Annotated in this window: 24 protein-coding genes, 1 tRNA gene and 5 pseudogenes; 19 read left to right on the top strand and 11 right to left on the bottom strand. The window is 38.5% G+C overall.

Annotation, left to right across the window (positions count from 1 at the left end):
* Positions 1-10 precede the first annotated feature (10 nt).
* The 6 genes and pseudogenes from LDL57_RS05060 to LDL57_RS05035 all read right to left on the bottom strand — a co-directional run bounded on the left by LDL57_RS05060 (position 11) and on the right by LDL57_RS05035 (position 3,413).
* A complete protein-coding gene (locus tag LDL57_RS05060) occupies positions 11-1,384 on the bottom strand; it encodes a replicative DNA helicase (RefSeq protein WP_225507200.1) in 1,374 nt (457 codons plus the stop codon).
* Between the two features lies 1 nt (position 1,385).
* Positions 1,386-2,237: a replication protein gene (locus tag LDL57_RS05055; RefSeq protein ID WP_225507198.1), complete on the bottom strand. Its 852-nt coding sequence runs from the start codon at positions 2,235-2,237 to the stop codon at positions 1,386-1,388.
* A complete protein-coding gene (locus LDL57_RS05050) occupies positions 2,230-2,418 on the bottom strand; it encodes a hypothetical protein (RefSeq protein ID WP_180559277.1) in 189 nt (62 codons plus the stop codon). The genes LDL57_RS05055 and LDL57_RS05050 overlap by 8 nt, the downstream gene beginning before the upstream one ends.
* Positions 2,396-2,566: a hypothetical protein gene (locus LDL57_RS05045; protein WP_180559276.1), complete on the bottom strand. Its 171-nt coding sequence runs from the start codon at positions 2,564-2,566 to the stop codon at positions 2,396-2,398. Before LDL57_RS05045 ends, LDL57_RS05050 begins: the two co-directional genes overlap by 23 nt.
* 72 nt (positions 2,567-2,638) lie before the next feature.
* On the bottom strand, positions 2,639-2,935 hold the full coding sequence (locus LDL57_RS05040; protein WP_225505432.1) for a hypothetical protein: 297 nt from the start codon (positions 2,933-2,935) through the stop codon (positions 2,639-2,641).
* A gap of 251 nt (positions 2,936-3,186) precedes the next feature.
* Positions 3,187-3,413: pseudogene (locus LDL57_RS05035) on the bottom strand (helix-turn-helix domain-containing protein).
* Positions 3,414-3,490: 77 nt separating this feature from the next.
* Between LDL57_RS05035 and LDL57_RS05030 the strand changes: the two are divergent.
* The 3 genes and pseudogenes from LDL57_RS05030 to LDL57_RS05025 form a co-directional block, all read left to right on the top strand.
* Positions 3,491-3,718 (top strand): annotated as a pseudogene (locus LDL57_RS05030) (helix-turn-helix domain-containing protein); the annotation flags it as partial.
* A complete protein-coding gene (locus LDL57_RS18345; protein ID WP_510516326.1) occupies positions 3,707-3,931 on the top strand; it encodes a hypothetical protein in 225 nt (74 codons plus the stop codon). The pseudogene LDL57_RS05030 and the gene LDL57_RS18345, both read left to right, overlap by 12 nt.
* A 251-nt stretch (positions 3,932-4,182) precedes the next feature.
* Positions 4,183-4,425: a hypothetical protein gene (locus tag LDL57_RS05025; protein WP_180559272.1), complete on the top strand. Its 243-nt coding sequence runs from the start codon at positions 4,183-4,185 to the stop codon at positions 4,423-4,425.
* A gap of 137 nt (positions 4,426-4,562) precedes the next feature.
* On the opposite strand, the gene LDL57_RS05020 is transcribed toward LDL57_RS05025, so the two are convergent.
* Positions 4,563-4,793 carry a helix-turn-helix domain-containing protein gene (locus LDL57_RS05020; protein ID WP_180559271.1) on the bottom strand — a complete coding sequence of 77 codons (231 nt, stop codon included), beginning with the start codon at positions 4,791-4,793 and terminating at the stop codon, positions 4,563-4,565.
* A 120-nt stretch (positions 4,794-4,913) separates the two neighbouring features.
* On the opposite strand from LDL57_RS05020, the gene LDL57_RS05015 reads away from it, so the two are divergent.
* The 5 genes from LDL57_RS05015 to LDL57_RS04995 all read left to right on the top strand — a co-directional run bounded on the left by LDL57_RS05015 (position 4,914) and on the right by LDL57_RS04995 (position 8,455).
* Complete coding sequence (locus LDL57_RS05015; RefSeq protein ID WP_180559270.1) at positions 4,914-5,645, top strand: XRE family transcriptional regulator; 732 nt, start codon at positions 4,914-4,916, stop codon at positions 5,643-5,645.
* Between the two features lie 493 nt (positions 5,646-6,138).
* Complete coding sequence (locus LDL57_RS05010) at positions 6,139-6,480, top strand: hypothetical protein (protein ID WP_225507196.1); 342 nt, start codon at positions 6,139-6,141, stop codon at positions 6,478-6,480.
* A gap of 10 nt (positions 6,481-6,490) precedes the next feature.
* Positions 6,491-7,015 carry a beta clamp domain-containing protein gene (locus tag LDL57_RS05005; RefSeq protein ID WP_225507194.1) on the top strand — a complete coding sequence of 175 codons (525 nt, stop codon included), beginning with the start codon at positions 6,491-6,493 and terminating at the stop codon, positions 7,013-7,015.
* Positions 7,016-7,690: 675 nt separating this feature from the next.
* Positions 7,691-8,182: a pentapeptide repeat-containing protein gene (locus LDL57_RS05000; protein ID WP_225507192.1), complete on the top strand. Its 492-nt coding sequence runs from the start codon at positions 7,691-7,693 to the stop codon at positions 8,180-8,182.
* Between the two features lie 15 nt (positions 8,183-8,197).
* Complete coding sequence (locus tag LDL57_RS04995; RefSeq protein ID WP_225507190.1) at positions 8,198-8,455, top strand: hypothetical protein; 258 nt, start codon at positions 8,198-8,200, stop codon at positions 8,453-8,455.
* On the opposite strand, the gene LDL57_RS04990 is transcribed toward LDL57_RS04995, so the two are convergent.
* Both LDL57_RS04990 and LDL57_RS04985 read right to left on the bottom strand, forming a co-directional pair.
* Positions 8,434-8,508 (bottom strand) — tRNA-OTHER (locus LDL57_RS04990). The two genes, LDL57_RS04995 and LDL57_RS04990, sit on opposite strands and share 22 nt — an antisense overlap.
* Before the next feature lie 6 nt (positions 8,509-8,514).
* A complete protein-coding gene (locus LDL57_RS04985) occupies positions 8,515-8,847 on the bottom strand; it encodes a CCDC90 family protein (RefSeq protein WP_180558297.1) in 333 nt (110 codons plus the stop codon).
* A gap of 315 nt (positions 8,848-9,162) precedes the next feature.
* Between LDL57_RS04985 and LDL57_RS18110 the strand changes: the two genes are divergently transcribed.
* From LDL57_RS18110 to LDL57_RS04930, 11 genes and pseudogenes are all read left to right on the top strand, one after another.
* Positions 9,163-9,681: a Rha family transcriptional regulator gene (locus tag LDL57_RS18110; RefSeq protein WP_375141951.1), complete on the top strand. Its 519-nt coding sequence runs from the start codon at positions 9,163-9,165 to the stop codon at positions 9,679-9,681.
* 99 nt (positions 9,682-9,780) lie between these two features.
* Complete coding sequence (locus LDL57_RS04975; protein WP_225507188.1) at positions 9,781-10,605, top strand: antA/AntB antirepressor family protein; 825 nt, start codon at positions 9,781-9,783, stop codon at positions 10,603-10,605.
* A 44-nt stretch (positions 10,606-10,649) separates the two neighbouring features.
* Positions 10,650-10,784, top strand: coding sequence for a hypothetical protein (locus LDL57_RS17715; RefSeq protein ID WP_255653916.1), 135 nt, complete (start codon positions 10,650-10,652; stop codon positions 10,782-10,784).
* Between the two features lie 9 nt (positions 10,785-10,793).
* On the top strand, positions 10,794-10,943 hold the full coding sequence (locus LDL57_RS04970; RefSeq protein ID WP_225507186.1) for a hypothetical protein: 150 nt from the start codon (positions 10,794-10,796) through the stop codon (positions 10,941-10,943).
* Complete coding sequence (locus tag LDL57_RS04965; RefSeq protein ID WP_225505806.1) at positions 10,940-11,239, top strand: hypothetical protein; 300 nt, start codon at positions 10,940-10,942, stop codon at positions 11,237-11,239. Before LDL57_RS04970 ends, LDL57_RS04965 begins: the two co-directional genes overlap by 4 nt.
* A gap of 2 nt (positions 11,240-11,241) precedes the next feature.
* Entirely contained in the window at positions 11,242-11,922 is a 681-nt protein-coding gene (locus tag LDL57_RS04960; protein ID WP_225507184.1) for a DEAD/DEAH box helicase family protein, read from the top strand.
* Positions 11,919-12,478 (top strand): annotated as a pseudogene (locus LDL57_RS04955) (DUF669 domain-containing protein). Before LDL57_RS04960 ends, LDL57_RS04955 begins: the two are co-directional and overlap by 4 nt.
* A gap of 197 nt (positions 12,479-12,675) precedes the next feature.
* Entirely contained in the window at positions 12,676-12,939 is a 264-nt protein-coding gene (locus LDL57_RS04950) for a hypothetical protein (RefSeq protein ID WP_225507180.1), read from the top strand.
* A gap of 86 nt (positions 12,940-13,025) precedes the next feature.
* A pseudogene (locus LDL57_RS18105) lies at positions 13,026-13,381 on the top strand (KilA-N domain-containing protein); the annotation flags it as partial.
* A gap of 610 nt (positions 13,382-13,991) precedes the next feature.
* Positions 13,992-14,234 (top strand): excisionase, encoded by a 243-nt coding sequence (locus LDL57_RS04935; protein ID WP_180558460.1) that lies wholly within the window; start codon positions 13,992-13,994, stop codon positions 14,232-14,234.
* Positions 14,191-15,234 carry a site-specific integrase gene (locus tag LDL57_RS04930; RefSeq protein WP_180558599.1) on the top strand — a complete coding sequence of 348 codons (1,044 nt, stop codon included), beginning with the start codon at positions 14,191-14,193 and terminating at the stop codon, positions 15,232-15,234. The genes LDL57_RS04935 and LDL57_RS04930 overlap by 44 nt, the downstream gene beginning before the upstream one ends.
* Positions 15,235-15,308: 74 nt before the next feature.
* On the opposite strand, the pseudogene LDL57_RS04925 reads toward LDL57_RS04930, so the two are convergent.
* A pseudogene (locus LDL57_RS04925) lies at positions 15,309-16,734 on the bottom strand (SLC13 family permease); the annotation flags it as partial.
* Between the two features lie 87 nt (positions 16,735-16,821).
* Positions 16,822-17,487 (bottom strand): sugar phosphatase, encoded by a 666-nt coding sequence (locus tag LDL57_RS04920; protein WP_180558600.1) that lies wholly within the window; start codon positions 17,485-17,487, stop codon positions 16,822-16,824.
* Positions 17,488-17,499 lie beyond the last annotated feature (12 nt).

Raw genomic sequence — 17,499 nt, 5'->3', positions numbered from 1 at the left:
GGGGTCCTGATTAAATCGTTGCGCCTTGAGCGTAGCGCCTTAAACTTTGTTGATGAGATGATTGTGAGATTGCTCCTGCTTCCTGTTGATTGGTATCGATAAAATGACCGTTTTTAAACTCCTGATAAACCGTACCCGTTTTGCCAAATCGATTTTTGGTTACAATAATTTCAGCATACTTCGCTGAGAGTGAATTTTCGTTATAAACCCCGTCACGATACAGCATGATAATGCTGTCTGCATCTTGCTCAACGTTGCCAGAATCCCGTAAATCAGCGTTAACTGGGCGCTTGTTTGTCCGCTTTTCAACCTCTCTTGATAACTGGCTCAATGAGATTACGGGCGTTTTTAATGTTTTTGCCAGCCGTTTCAAATTCGCGGAAATATGCGCTATCGCAAGGTCATTTCGTTCAGCTCTCGGTTTATCAATTAATCCGAGGTAATCAACCATGATTAACGACAGTTGGGGATATTCTTTTTTTTGTCTGGTGGCAACAGAGGCTATCTGCTCAACAGTAAGTTTACTTGCATCCACTATCCATACATCTAAATCATGCAACAAACCAATCGCACCAGTTATCTTATTCCAGTGTTCCTGCTCTAATCGTGAGGGATTTCTCAACATTGAAACGGGGAGATTTGACGCCTGGGCAATCTGTCTTTCAATGATTTGGCCTGAATCCATTTCCATTGAAAAAATAAGCACGCCACGCCGCTGATTTATGTCCCTGATTTCCTGACTGGCAACACTTCTGGCAATCTTCAATGCAAATTCGGTTTTCCCCATACCCGGTCTGGCAGCAACAATCACTAAATCCACCGGATTAATACCTCCCGTTATCTCATCCAGCTCACTTATACCTGTTTTTAAGGCGCTTGACTGTTCACCGTTTTGTAGACGATTTTCCAGTAACTCGGTGTAATCACTAATAAGTTCCTTCAAATTTACAGGCTTGATTTCTTCTTTCGAAGTTCGCAATTTTGTCGCTTTCGACAAAAAATCATCAATAGCCTGCGTGGCTGACTGGATAGACCCATTAGCAACAACATCCTTGACCGAATTTATCATCGCTAAAAATTCCCGTCGTTGATAATTCTCAGCAACCATTTTTGCATAACCTTTCAAATTGGCTGCACTCGGGCAATCTTTAGCCATCGACATAACCTGAATAAAATTACCCTTTCCCATCTGTTCAGCCACCATCACCATATCAATCATGCTTCTGGTTTTAGCCTGGCATTGAATTATTTTGTAGATTTCACGACAGAAATGGGAGGAAAAAGCATTAGGCTCAAGCGTAGACAATACATCACTGGCGTCTGGCGTTAAACCTGAAATCAGCAAACCCCCTATCACGCTTGCCTCAAGTTGATAGTTGACCATGTTAATACCCCCTATCGGCAAACTTCCCTTCACGAACGCCTGTTAGCGTGGTTTCTCTCAGCAGGTAATCAATATCCGCTGTCCAGCCCGTGTTGTTCTCACCAAAGTAAAACGGCTTTGCCATGCCAACGAATGCTCTCACGTAGGCTCGCCAGCCATCTAGGTTTGGATTAGCCAGTAAGCCAACAATTTTCTTCAAACGGGTTTTACGCTTGGGATTGGCTTCAACAGCGTGGGGTAGTCTGTCACCCACTTCCTCGTTGTAGGCAACCAGATAATCGTTGTAATTCAGTGTTTGGGGTTTTCGCTTTTCAGGTCTAGCCAATTCTTCCCCTTTCACCTCGTGAGGGGTGAGGGGTGTATTATTATATTTATTTTCTTTTGTAATAGTTTCTTTTGTGTGTCCCTGTTTTGGTGACAACCCTGTCACGCTTTTGGTGACACTTTTTGTCACTGTTTTGGTGACATTATTTAATTTGTCACTGTTTTGGTGACATTCTAAAATTTCCCACTCAGAAAGATTGTTGTTTGGACCTATCATCATCCCAACTTTAACGATAACTTTCATAGCGATAAGTTCGTTTTTAGCTTTATTGACTTTTTGTCTCGGCAGCTTAGTTAACTCGCTTAATTGATTATCTGAAACTCGATCTATTTTTTTGTTAAAACCATAAGTTTTACGACAAATGGCATGAGCAACTTTAGCCTGATTTCTGGTTAAATCAGCACCAATAAAGGCTTCATAAAGCTCATTCGCAAGCTTTGTGTATCCGTCTTCTATTTTTGCCACTTTTTTCTCCATGCCATCAGCTGGTCTTAATTGGACGACGTTATCTATTGCTAAATTACCCATTTACAACCTCCTGTTTAAAAATGCTAAGAATTTCGTTGAGTTGCTCTACTGAGAAATCCTCTTTCAGAAGATCATCAAGAAATCTGTTGGGGATAAAAGTAAAACCATTTTCTTTCGGTAGCTGAGGAAGTAACTTTTTAGCTCTAGTTTTGTAATTCTCAATGGTGACTGTTGCAGCCATTTTTAACTCCTTGTGACTTTCTGAATTCTGCTACAAACCGATGTGCGAAAAGCTTATTTTTTGATGCAGTAACCAATAGCCCATCAGGACTATCTGGATGGGCTTTTTCTTCATGGTTTTTATTGATAAATCGGCGTTTATTTGCCATAATGACCTCGCTGAAATTGAAAGAAAAAAGGGAAAACTGGCGTTTCCCTTCTCCTTGAAAGGCAACCCAAACTTAAAGTTGGATATGATGTTTGCAGGCTCCATTGTTTTTTAACTCTGGAGCTTCTTTTTTTGGCAATCTCAAATGTTCCAGCATATCTATCAGCTTGCGTATCTCTTCACCTGAGATATTTGTTATGACCACTTCCTGCGTCGATGAATTAGGCACACTCACCACATGCTTAGGCAAGCCGTATTCTGAAACGACCTGACAGGCTAATTTAAATATTCTGGTTTTATCCCGACTCGCTGTTGAGGGGTGTATCCCTAGTGATTTGGCAAACCCGTTATTACCCCCTTCTGATGCCATCTTCTGGTAGAAGTAAGATTCTAGATGCTCTGGTTTGCAAGTGATTTTGATAGTATTTGAATATTCCATGGTTATAATCCTTAAGTAATAAAATTCCCTACCTCAATATTCCTATGAGGTTTGTGAAAAAATAATAGATAGAGTGAGATTGTGAGTTATTAAGTGGGTTTTGCCGCTTCAGCCATTTAGCAGAATGCTATCCGGTCGCCCGATGGTATACCGCATCGTTCGGTAAAATGTAGATATGTTATTCAATTTGAGAGAAGATTTTTCTTACTCAAATTAAGTAAATCTTCTGCTTTGTATTTTCCATCGGATATTGTTTGTATCGTTTGGGCATAATTCGTTTTACCAAAAAATTCTGTTTAGGTAAAAATCCATTTTTTAACCACTTATAAACAGCTCTATCACTAACACCGCATGCATTAGCAACTTTAGATATACCTATATTCTTAATTGGGTCATATAGATTGTTCATATGACATTCTCCTTATGTACTTACAGTACGTATATTATCGTACTGATAGTTTTTTGCAAGAGGTTTATATTGTACCTATGGTACAGAGTGAAAAAGTGCGTAAAGAATTTTCCCAGAGGCTAGCACAAGCCTGTGAACAAGCTGGGTTAAGCCAACACGGTAGAGGTGCAGCTATAGTTAAAGCTATAGGTGTCACTTCTAAGGCTGTTAGTAAATGGTTCAATGCTGAGTCTTTGCCAAGACAAGATAAAATTTATGCTCTTGCTAATTTTTTAAAGTGTGATCCTATTTGGTTGCAACATGGTAAAATAAACCCTGCTTCACATATCATCTTTGATAATAATCTAAAATCATTTCAAGAAACTTTAACTCCAGAACATATTGAATTAATCGAATTATTTAATGATCTTCCAGAAGAAAAAGCTTTATATTTCCTTGAAGAAATGAGAAAACAAAAAAAATATTTTGATTCTGTTTTCAATGAAATGTTAAAAAAGAAAAAAAATAATCCTCTATAAATCAAGAAGATAATATTCATTAAAAAAATTTTACCAAAATAATGTACTTTTAGTACTTGTGTTTATTGTACTTATAGTTCAATATAATATTTATCAAAGGCAAACAGCCAGAGATTGAAAAAAGTGAACGGCGCACTCTAACGCACGGGCGGACGGCGTATCTCTTAAGAGACAATGTACCGAAGTGGCAGAACCCATTTTCCATTACAAACAGGACTATTTATTCATCTAATTTGTTAAGGAAAAATATTATGAAAAAAACATCTGCTATATGCCCTGTATGTTCTAAACGTTTCAATCCGAATAAATCTTACGAACACATTAAAGAATTTCACCCAACAGCAAGTGACTATCAATTAGCTATTATTCGTGATGTACGCCGTAAATGTTATGGTCAGAGTAAGCCAGTAAAACATAAAAATGCTGCTTTACTTCCCAATGCTTCAATCTTTGCGGTATCACGAACAAGATTCACTAAGTTAAGAGTTGCCTGACAATTTGATAGTCTTTGCAGCAATCATGTTCTACACTTAATTCCACAAGTTTCAGATAATAGTATTCCCTCCCGATGGGCTGGGAATTTATAAATCTCCCAATTTCAGGGAGGCCAGGTTGTTAAAGAGCGGTGTTGCTAATTTGTGCTAGTCTTTAAAGTAGTAAAAACTAATAATTCTTTTTTTACGGGTAAGTAATTAAAATACTTAGTTGCTAATTCGATTTGCTCAGCTTTTTTGGGAGATACCCTGCGGTATCCATAAGCTACTAGATTTAAATAACCGACACTTGTCCCTGCTAGTTGAGCAAGACGTACCCAATCATCTTGGGTAGACTCTTTTCTCCAACGGAGTAAATCGTTTGTCATACAATTTACCTTTAAAGTTGATTATAACACAATCACTTTATCTTAATGATAAATAAATAACAAGATTAATTTACCAATTTGTACATTTATCAAATTGATTAAAGATGCCAATATGTAGATATGGAAACAAAAGACATTAGACGTGCTAATTTGCATGCCTTGATTCAGGATTTCACTGTATCAGGAAAAAATAAGAAATCTCAGTTGGCTGATAAAATAGGCATACCTGCTGCGCAGCTTAGTCAGATCAGCGGTAATAATCCAATACGTAATATAGGCGATAAAATTGCCCGTCGTATTGAGAAATCCTTAAACCTTCCTATAGGATGGATGGATGTTATTCATAACAAAACTTTAAATCCATCTAAAAAAGATGATTGTTGCATTTTGCAAAATTCCTCCAAAAACTATACTGATCATGTATACAGGATAAACCATTACGATACAGAGTATAGCTGTGGAGGTGGTAGAGTGTATAGTGAGTATCCAGTTATTATAAAGGCAGTTGAAATAAACCCGGATCATGCCTTAAAAATGTTTGGAGAAAGACCGTCTACATCATTAGCTATTATTACAGCTGTAGGTGATAGCATGTTGGGTACAATAGATCCTGGTTCTCTTGTAGTTATTGACAAAACGATTAAACAATACATAGGAGATGGGATATATGCATTCACTTTTGGTGAAAATATGCATATAAAACGACTACAATTGGCTGGGGATAAATTATTAGTAATTAGTGATAACAGCCTCTATGAAAAATGGGAAATAAACTGCAATAACGAAGAACAATTCAGTATAAATGGGTTTGCAATAGGTAAATGGAATATAAATTACTCTAGGCTAGGATAGCTACTTATTCGCCAATCAATCACAACTAACGCCAGCTAAATAGCTGGTTTTTTATGGTAAATTTTTAAGCAAATAATTTATCAATATTATTCAAATAGTTAAATTTTTATCACATGCATTGATAAATTATTTATCAATTTCGCTTGATTTTATTTTATCATTAAGATAAATTTACCCTATCAACTCACTGCAACAGGCAAACGCCAGACAATACCATGAGTTATCTGAAACCTTGCCGGACGTTGCCAAGTAGCCAGCCTGAGGCATATGAACATGAAGGCAAGTGACGACAGTTGAATACTACCGCTCTTTAACACTCTTTCGCTGAAAAAGCGTAACCACAAAACACCCAAACAGTCGGTTTTGGGGTGTGTGAAATAACCAAAATACAGCCATAAAGTTGAAACCAACACCAGGATACTACCAAGATGACTGTAAATATGAACCGGATACCTCCGGCACACACCACCAAAACTTATTGTCAGGAGGTAATATGTGTAACTTTCATGGTTATGATAATGCTCGTCGTCGTAGAAATGAGCGTAGAAGAGCCAAGCAAGTAGCTTATGAATATAACAAAGCACTTAATATGGCACTGAAAGCAGCCTTAAATCGAAGTAAACCCTCTCAGCAAAAAACACCAACAAACACTAAACGCCCTATCCTTTCACTAAAAAGAAAAGTGATTAATCGTGTAGAAAAAGCAATATCAATTCGTCCTACTAAAGTTTATGACGCATTTAGTAACTGCTGTTTGCCTATAGCAGCTTTGTATACTTCTAGACGTTTTAACAGTAAACCTAAATCCAACTTTGGAGTCACTGCTAACTGTTAAAGGTATCAAAATGATTTTGACGGTCGGTAAAAAAGCACTTCTCAGTGCAATGATTTTTCAGGCTAAATGTGATGTCAGATATTATCTAAACGGCATTTGTTTTGCCCCTGATAAAAAGCTGTATGCTGCTGACGGCTATCGAGTTTTTATTGGTGAGCATGAGACTGAATCGCTACATGAAAGCGTGATAATTTCAATTAAAGGCGCAAAATTTACTCGCTTTGACAAGGCACAGATTGATACCCAATATGGAATTGTGACCTATCTTGATAAAGACGGGTTACGCGTTGGTGCAGCAATCTGTGAGGTTATTGAAGGGAAATATCCTGACATTAACAGAGTAATTCCTAAAGAAAGCAAGCCCGTTTCAGAGATTGGCTTCAATGCCAGCTATCTTGCGGATATCGAAAAAGTAGCAAAAATTTATAACCCGAAATATAAATCAATAAAAATTAAACCTAACGGTAATGACAGTGCCGCAATTGTCGAGTTAAACGAAAATACATTCATTATTGTTTTACCCATGAGCGTTTAATTTAATCCTTGTAGATAACAAAAAATTGATGAAGTAAATTAAAATAAAATATGGAGATATCGTTATGGTGAATTAAGTGATGGGCAACTTGCAAGCTACTGTCATGAAGTAGCCCCGAGTCTCTTTGGGAGCCAGAAGCAGGTCGAACTGCACACGCGCTGGTTAGGGTTATGAAGAAGAAGACGTGCCGGTACTTCTGTCTGACGACCAATCAGACACCGGTTAGTGATGAGGGATCCTAGGGATACCCAAAAAGAGGTCTCGATGGCATCGAGCGTTGGCTACTACGAGAGTGTAGCGCGTGAAAGACGACGTTGTTTAATAAACAAAATAGGTCTGGTTCCTACTGCGGCGTAGTGAGGGAAAGATGGCTAATAAGCATCACTGAGTTTCTGGGTGGCAACCAGTTAGCGCATCAATAGCCTCAATAAACGATGCCACCGAGCCTGAAGTGGTTAAAAGACAGGCATCAAGTTAGTTTTGGGATGTGTGAATGCGGCTATGCGCTCGTGGGACAGTCAAGACTATAAATTATCTTTCAAATAGCTAAATATAGTTTGATTGCGTTTACCCGTCCGTGATGACTGTAATCGGACACCAAGAGGCACTTGGGCACACGTCCTAACTCATGCATAAGACCTAATTAGGTCTTTTTTTTCACCTGAAGGTAATTAAATGAATAACGATGAATTAAGAAAAATTCTTGATGAGCATAAGTTTTGGGTAGATTCGATGGGCAAGAATGGTCGTAAAGCCAATCTAAGTGGTGCCAACTTAATTAGAGCAGACCTACAGGGAGCAGACCTATGGGGAGCTAATCTACGTGGAGCAGACCTATATGAAGCCAACCTACATGGAGCCAATCTACATGAAGCCGACCTCCGTGAAGCCAACCTACATGGAGCAAACCTATGTGGAGCTGACTTACCCCATGATACATTCGTTATTATGGGTGAACCCTATCCAATAATGATTACAAATGGAGAAAATCTTCGTGCAGGATGTCAACATCATTCGGTAGAAAAGTGGCGACAATTTAGCAAAGAAGACATCGCAAATATGGATGGCAGAAAAGCGCTTGAGTTCTACCCTCGCTTACTTGATATGCTGGATTTTTACCTGGGAAAAGGTGAGCGCCCTGACTGGTTAAACCAAACGGCACAATAAGAAGGATTAAACACGATGAAATTGGACAATCCACGCATTGTAACGGCAAAACACCCTAATATGGGTAATCTGGTTGGGGTGACTAATGGCAGTCGCCATTTGAGCGATTCAATATACTTAAGCAGTATTGATATTAGTGATGATGATGACAGAGAAGTACGCTCTTTTAAGACAATCATACAGTGCTTAACAAATGAAAATGATCGTCTTAAGAAAGAGAACCGGAGACTGATGAAGATATACCGTGAAATTGGCGGGCTGTGCAGGATTTGAACCTGCAATAAGTAAACTTCATTTACTGCTTTACCATTCAGCTAACAGTTCACTGACAATCATAAGGCAGGCATCAAAAAGGCTTTTACCACAAGAGAAAGGATACCTAAAATACCCGCCCCCAACATCCAGCGTATTAATTTTTGTTCAGCACGAATGCCTGACATCTCTAGCTGTAGGTCTTTGCGGACTATTTCCATGTCTTTACGAACATCAGATATTTGCGCGCTTAAATCTTTGCGGACATCATCTAAATCTCTCTTTGTTGCTACATCAACCGCTTCGTGTGACTCACGCACAGCAATAGAAATCGCTTTCGCCTGTTCTGTTGGTAATCCAGCGCTTTCAAGCGTTTCAACAAATTTTAGTGTATCAAATGCAACCTGACCCATAGGTAATCCTCCTTTTTGGTAAGTATAACCTAACAATAACCATTGACGAAAGAACAAATCATGCGCTATAGTTTAACCGCATCTGATAAATCAGGTGTCGGGATTGGAACACCGTTAGAGTCATCGCGACAGTACACGCCGCGAGCGTGTTTTTTATTGTCGTAATCTAGCCATATTCAATGGTGGGCTGGATGGGGCAACCGAAAGGTTGGCCGGCGGTGACTCCGGTAGTTCCAACCCTATTCAGTTCACCACCAATATAGAGCTTGGAACCTCAAAGTGGTGATAAACTTAAGTCACTATCAGGAGGTCATTATGACCCTTCAATTATCTACCATCACTCCTAAAGTTACTATCAACAATAACAAAGCTGTAACCACTTCTAAAGACGTTGCTGATTATTTCGGCAAGCGCCATGATAATGTTTTACGCTCTATTGATAACCTTGATTGCTCAGAAAAATTTAGCGCCCTCAATTTTGAGGCGGCTGAATATTTAGATGAACAAAAGAAATCTCGACCAATGTACGAAATGACCAAAGACGGCTTCGTATTCTTGGTTATGGGATTTACAGGCAAAAAGGCAGCACAGTTCAAAGAAGCCTATATTGCTGAGTTTAATCGTATGGAAGCACAATTAAACAATGCTGTTACCGTAACTGGAGCCACTAATAAAGTTCTTCTCACCTTACTTCCCAATGGGAAAGTAGATAGTGCCCGTGTTATTCGTGATAACGAATACGTTGCCTCACTAGAGTCATTGTTCGAAATTGGTCGTCGTGCTGGTTACATGATTATTCACAAAGATGAATTAATTAAAAAACTTTCTGAATAACTTGCTTTTTCCTTAGCACGTCTCCGTTTCAAACGGAAGCGTGCACCACATTAACAAACACCAATATTTATTCATCAATTAACTTTGAGGAATCTCTGCATGCAAAATTTGATCAACATCGAAACAAAAAACATCAGTGGTGAATTAATCCAAACGGTTAATGCCCGTGATTTACATGCGTTTTTAGAAATTACTACGCGATTTAATGATTGGATAAATAGGCGTATAGCAGAATATAGTTTTGAAGAGAACATTGACTATATTATTGCTGAAAATTTGAGCTACTCAAATTTGAGTAGTGCAAAATCTCGCCAACGTATGATGAAAGACTACTATATCGCCATCGATATGGCGAAAGAGCTATCCATGGTTGAACGCAATGAAAAAGGGAAACAGGCAAGGCAGTATTTTATTGAATGCGAAAGACGTGTTTTACAACCTCAACTTCACATTCAAACATTACTACCAACAAAAAAAGAACTCGCTCTCATGGTTGTTCGTGCTGAAGAAGAGAAAGAACAGTTATTACTGGAAAATAAAAGTCTCTCAACCGAAAACGATTGTCTTAAAAATCTCTTTAAGGAAGGTATGACCCCTACCCAATTTAGCAAAATGCTTAATGGCGTAAACAGTCAGCAGATAAATCATTTTCTGGCAGAGCGTAAATGGCTCTACAACGAAAGTAAATCCGGCATACGCTGGCGTGTTGCTTCTTATGCACGGGATAAATATTTAACTGAAAAACAAAGCGAAATAAGCCTACACGGTGCTAACCCATTCATCAGTTATCAGCCTGTATTGCTCAAAAAAGGGGCGCAACGTCTCTATGATTTGTATCTGGATTACAAGCTACCCATGAAACTGACGTGGAATGGTTCACATACTCATGACAAGTCTATTAACGGTATTTACCTTAAACACTGATTACCTTTTCCTGTTCAATCGTTAAATAACCAGGAGCCAAAAAAATGAACCAGCTTAAACAGCAGGAGCTTCGCTACGTCTTAAATAGCGACAGCTTCGCCAGAAAAGACAGCTTAAAAATTATCCCCACCGTGCTAATCATTGCGTTGGCAAGCCTCGTTTTATTGTTAGCAAGATAGGAATAACTCATGACTTTATTTGAATTAACTCAGTTGCTCAAGGAGCAAAGAAAAAGCAATGAGCTTAAGGAACATTACAAATATGAACATCAACGTGAGGTACTGGGGCAACAAAATGTTCCTGTTAGCTGGCAGGATTTTCGAGGAGATTTTACATGAAAATGCCGAGGCTAACGGATAAAAGGAGATGCCAATCAAAAGAAGACGCTATTGCCTATGCAATACAACAGATGGAGGCAACCAGGCAAGGAAAAGAACCATTGTCGCCATCGATGAAAGAAAAGCGTCAAGCAATGGAAATGTATGACAAAGAAGCAAAAGAGATTGAAAAACTAATAATTCAATCCTCGCCAAATACTTACAATCCTATATATGTTCAAAATAAAGAATACAATCCTTTCATTGATCAAGAACTAAGAGATGGACCGTTAGGTGGAAAAATAAGAGGTGATTAGATATGGCGACCGCAACACTAATACTGGGTGAGTCAGGGACAGGAAAATCCGCTAGCCTTAGACATCTAAGCCCTGAAGAAACTTTATTAATCCAAACGTTAAAAAAACCTTTGCCGTTTAAATCAACTCAATGGCGAAATTGGGATCAAAAAGATGCCACAACCTCAATATTTGTCAGTGACTGTTGGCAATACATCATGAAAGCTATCGAAAAAGCCTCAAGTTACGAAAAAAAGATAGTTGTTATTGATGATTTTCAATATCTGATGGCAAATGAATTCATGCGCAGATCAGATGAAAAATCTTTCGATAAATTCACAGAAATAGGCGCTCACACATGGAATGTGATCAATGCGGCAGTAAAATCATCATCAGATGATCTAAGGATATATTTTCTCTCGCATACCGAAGAAACACCATTAGGTAAAGTCAAGATGAAAACAATTGGCAAAATGCTTGATGAAAAAATAACCGTTGAGGGCATGTTTACTATTGTACTGAAAACGATAGTTAAGGATGGTCAATACTTATTTTCAACACAAAACAGCGGTTATGATACCGTCAAATCCCCAATGGGAATGTTTGAAACACCCGAAATTGAAAACGACATAAACGCAGTTGATACAGCGATTTGTGACTATTACAGCTTAAAAAAAACTAACATAACGGAGAAAACAGCATGAACCACAACATTATCTTTACCTACAGCGAGGAGTCAGCCTTATTAACCTATCAAGGGGGGTTCATTAATGAATCAGGCGCGTATGTGATCACAATTGCAGAGGCAAAATTAAGCAAAAGTGATAAAGGCGCTGAGTTTATTGAATTCTCAGGTGAATCGGAGGATGGCAGAAAAGTTAACTATCTAAGTATTTGTTGTAAGAAAAATGACGGCACGGTAAACCCTTTCGGTCAAAATATGGTCAATGCCATGATGGGATGCATTGGAATTCAGCGAGTAACCTCGGTTGTCCACAACAATAACCTGGTTGCGCCAGAATTCCATGGCAAAAAAAGTAGGACTTGTTTTGCAAAAGTTCTAAGAACGAAGAAAAATGGCGATGAAAGTTACAGCTTTGATATCCGTATGCCATTTGTAGCAAACACTGGACAAACGCTTTTAGAAAAGTTGAAAACAAACCCGCACAAGCAGTTAAAAACTTGTTGCGCACTATAAAAGATAGAGACGAGCGTAGACCAACTCATACGCCAGTAAATAATGAGTTTAATCTTTTTTAGACAAGGAGTTCCTACCATGTGGGTTTTAATCCTATCCATGTACGCCAGCCCTTACGCGTCAAATGACTTTGCAAGTGTTCATACTCAGGAATTTGACACTGAGAATATGTGCCAATTCGCCGCTAAACAGTTTGAGCGTGAATTTGAAACTTTCAAGGATATCAACGCAAAAGCAATTTGCATTAAGAAATAATCCAATGTTAAAAGGTTCAATCATGAAACTTAACATCATTAAATTACTAATCACAACATTTTTGTTTATCGGTGCAGCGTTTGCCTTTGAACTCATTGTTGGACATCTCGCGCACGCCGATGCCGTCATTGACCCGCAAATCAGGTTTAAACGTGGTGAATTAGGCAATATTCATTTAGGCGGACAAGAGCTACTGGTTATTGGTGTCATGCTGGTGCCAGCACTTATGATCATTTTGGGAGTATTTATCGATACTATGAAGAAGTAGTTGCAAAACAAGAAATCATTACCCACCCTAATCTATTCCACTTAATTAATACCCGTTCATCAATTTTAATATTGAAGGATAACTATATGCGAAATTTAACAAATGAACATTACCCTATCATTGCTGGCGTAGAAATCACGACAGACTCAGATGGTCGTTTCAACCTAAATGCGTTACATAAAGCCAGTGGCGGCAAGATGCTAAACGCCCTAAAACATGGCTTGAGACAAAACAAGCCAAAGAGTTAATTGAAGAGCTAAGGCAGAATTCCGCCTTAGGTCAAGAAGTAATCAAAGTTCAAAAAGGCGGCATAAATCCAGGCACTTTTGCTCATGAGCTGTTAGCCATTGAGTATGCTGGCTGGATTTCGCCAAAATTCAGATTGATGGTTAATCAAACCTTCCTGGATTACAAAACAGGAAGATTAGCTCCTGTCACCCCAACAACAGACTGGTTAGATAATCCTGCACAATTACGAAAAATGCTGATTAGCTATACCGAGCAAGTGGAAAAAATAAGCAGTGAGCGTGATGAAGCTATTAGAACAAAATCACAAATCAGCCGCACTCGTGAAGCTTCTGCAATGGGTAAACTCAGCGTTGCTACCCGTAAAAATCGGGAACTGACAGAACGATTGGGAGAAAGTGTTAAACATGCCACCATCACAGCTGTAAAGAATGCCACAGGGAAAGAATACAAATTTGCCCCACTTCGCAGATGGTGCCGTGAGAACCAGATGGAAGCAACCGAAGTGCCTGATATTCGTTATGGTCAGGTTAAGTCATGGCCTGCTGAATCATGGCTACAGGTATACGGTATCAATCTGAAATCGTTATTTGCTAATAGCCAACGTACTCACTAGAGATTGACCACTATTTGGTATTTCTGAATCACTCAAAAAAAGACCAACGCAAGGCTGGCAATATTAGGGAAATGATGTGGTTACGAACACAACAGCAATAATCTTACCACAGATAATTCATAACTGATCATATTTCAACACATAACAATGTGTGCTTAGGCTATCTGTTTTTGAATGAGGATAAATAAACATGATTACTTTAGCGGAATGGAATGCAAGGAGGGATAGACCAAGAAGAATGGACACAGTCAGGGGTTGGGTTAGAAATGGGCTAATTCAACCTCCCCCCATCAAGGATGGAAGAGAATATTTAGTTGAAGAGAGTGCAATCAAAGTTAACAGCATTAACGAAGTTAGTCAAAAAAGTATGTTGCTGCAAAGGATAGGCCATGACCAGAATCAGAAAAACAAAAAATCGGGATTTGCCCCCTAACCTATACAAAAGAAACGGGTATTATTCCTATAGGGACCCACGTACACGTAAGGAATACGGTTTGGGTAGAAACAAAGCCTATGCAATTAACGAGGCTATTAGTGCAAATCAGTTATTGATGAAAGCAGAGAAAGTAAAGCCACTAACAGAAAGGATCGACGGGCAGGGAACTGTCTATTTTCATGAGTTTTTAGATAGATATGAAGAAATATTGAAAACAAGAGGATTGAGGGAAACAACATTAAAAGAATATAGGCAAAGAATAAGAATAATCAGAAAAGGATTTCTAGATACACCGGTACAAAACATAACTACAAAAAATATTGCAGATTTTCTCCATCCTTTTATTAATGAAGGAAAAACTACAACTGCAAAATTATTGAGAGGATCAATAATTGATTGCTTTAAAGAAGCATTAGCTAGTGGTTTAGTACAATTGAACCCTGCTGAGCTAACAAAAACCCCAAAAGCTAAAATTCAAAGAGTAAGATTATCTCTCAATGATTTTAAAACTATTTTGAACTTGAATAACGATGGTAATCATTGGTTAACTCATGCAATGAAACTGGCTTTAGTTACTGGTCAGAGGATATCTGATATTTCAAAAATGAGGTATGAAGATATTCATGATAACAAGTTATGGGTCATTCAACAAAAAACCGAGACTAAAATAACAATTCCTTTAAATATTGAAATAATAAATATCAGGTTATCAGATATAATAAAAATTAACGAACACGATTCAGAATATATTATTAATGATACGGGCAAAAAAGTTTCAATAGAAAAAATATCAAAAGGATTTGCAAAACTTAGGGATAAAACAAATCTAACATGGGAAGGTACACCTCCATCATTTCATGAAATCCGAAGTTTGTCTGCCAGATTGTATACAGAAAAAAATGGAAGTGAATTTGCTCGTAAATTGTTAGGCCATAAATCAGCAGAAATGACAGCTAAATATCAGGATGATAGGCAGAATAATTGGATTGAAATTTAAAAATTTATAGTGAATAAATAGTGAATTATAGTGATACTTCACTTATAACACTCTGAAATATAATTACTTTTATTTAATCCAACAATCAACATAATACTCGGCCAATGTATGGCTCGATAAGCACTTTCCATATCAATACAGCGAAATTTTCCCATCAAAAGACAGGCGATAAGTACAGCAATAAAATTAGGGATCTCATCTATTGCCATCATAGTAACCATTAATGCTAAACAAAAGATCGCATGTGGCGCTTGCGATGCAGCAGGCGCCACCGCCTCTACCTCAGCGGCCAAATTTAATACAATAAAATTATGTCTATCAGTTGACAATAAGCGAATTAATTTCCAGTCACCCACGATCAGTAAAATATCACCTAAACGCATTGGCTGATCAATTAATTTATCATCGATAGTTTTTCCTTCCCGATATATGCCAACAACATTAAGACCATAACGCGTGCGAAATTTAATTTCTCGCAATGTACTGCCTAATAACTCAGATTGCGGCGCTAAGGAAAACTCCGCCATTCCAACTTCACGCGAGCGAGCAGAAAAATATTCACCGCGCAAAATCATTGGTGTCAATTTTTGTTGATGACAAAATTCATTGAGATCAACTTCACTATCAGCCATATCGACTAATAACACATCACGTTCATGTAACTCCGTTGTGGCCGTTACACTTAGCATAAGTCGACGAAAACGATGCCAACGTTCAATACCAATAACATTGGCACCATAACGTGAACGCAAATGTAATTCATCAAGAGAGTAACCTATTAAGGGGGAACCCGGGCAAATGGCCAAACAACGAGCACGACCGGTTAGCTTATAATCACGAATAAAGTCGTGAAATGTTCGCCGCTGAGGATCCTTACCCACTGTAATTTCACGGTTACCTAACCAATGACGAACCATCCACATATAAATAATTGCCAGCAACAGTACCGCAATCCCAATGGGTGTAATAGCAAAGAATTTGAATCCCGTATAACCTTCTCTGACTAGTTCACTATTAACTATCATATTTGGCGGTGTCGCTACTAACGTCATCATCCCACTGATAAGTCCAGCAAAGCCTAATGGCATCATCAAGCGTCCTGGTGGAATTTTCATTTGTTTAGCAACATTAAGAACAACTGGAATAAAAATGGCAACAATGCCGGTGGAACTCATAAATGCGCCTAAACCTGCAACTGTTATCATTAAAAAAAATCAGCATCTTATTTTCATTATTACCGGCTACACCGACTAACCAATCACCAACTTGGTAAGCAATACCTGTGCGCACTAATCCCTCGCTAAAAACAAAAAGTGCAGCAATTAGCAGCACATTGGGATCACTAAAGCCGATTGTTGCTTGTTTAAGCGTTAGAGTTCCACTTAATACTAAAGCCACAATGACTAATAATGCAACCACATCCATACGGATCTTATTAGTCATAAAAAGAGTGACCACGATTAGCAGTAAAATTAATACCCATACCAGTTGGCTATTCAAAATGACCTCAAATTAAGTCTATTCATAGGGCAAATTTGTCATAAATAGTACAAATTTGCCGGCCTACTTTATGAAATTAACATACGTTTATCGCTGAGTCACCGTAACAATACCTTGGTTATCTGGTTTTGAAATATTTAATTCAGTAAATGATTTGATAATTAGCGAAATTTCTTCTCGCCGTGGCATACCTACCGGCGCATGTACAGCGATAACCTGACACCCCGCATCTAAGGCCGAATAGATGCCGGCCTGCGCATCTTCAACCGCGATACAGGCTTCTGGCGGTAAATTTAGTAGTTGTGCACCAAGCAAAAATGGATCTGGCTGCGGTTTACCTTGTTCCACCCGTTCAATCGTGACCCAGTGTTTGGGTTCCGGCAAGCCTGCGGCTTTACTACGATTAAAAGCAATCGGAATGGTGCCAGAAGTGACTATTGCCCATGGAATAGCAAATGCATTTAGTTGTTCAAGTAGAGCAATCGCACCGGGTAGTGCCACAATACCTGACGTATTGGCTGCTTCCAAATTTTCTAGCCAATAGAAAACTTCATCAATTTCAGTTTCAGTAGCATTTGGCATAAAATGACGAATAGAATTAATTGCCGGTTTGCCATGAATATAGTGTAAAACATCTGTTTCTGAAACACCGATCCGATGGCTAAATTCTCGCCAACAATGTTCAACATTTGGTAAAGAATCAACCAGCGTGCCATCCAAATCAAATAGAAATCCCTTACATTTTAATACCATTGATGCTCCTTA

This window comes from Arsenophonus apicola, from assembly GCF_020268605.1.
GTDB classification, from domain to species: Bacteria; Pseudomonadota; Gammaproteobacteria; order Enterobacterales; family Enterobacteriaceae; genus Arsenophonus; species Arsenophonus apicola.
The sequence above is the reverse complement of the archived record's forward strand: the minus strand, read 5'-3'. Positions and strand labels throughout refer to the sequence as shown.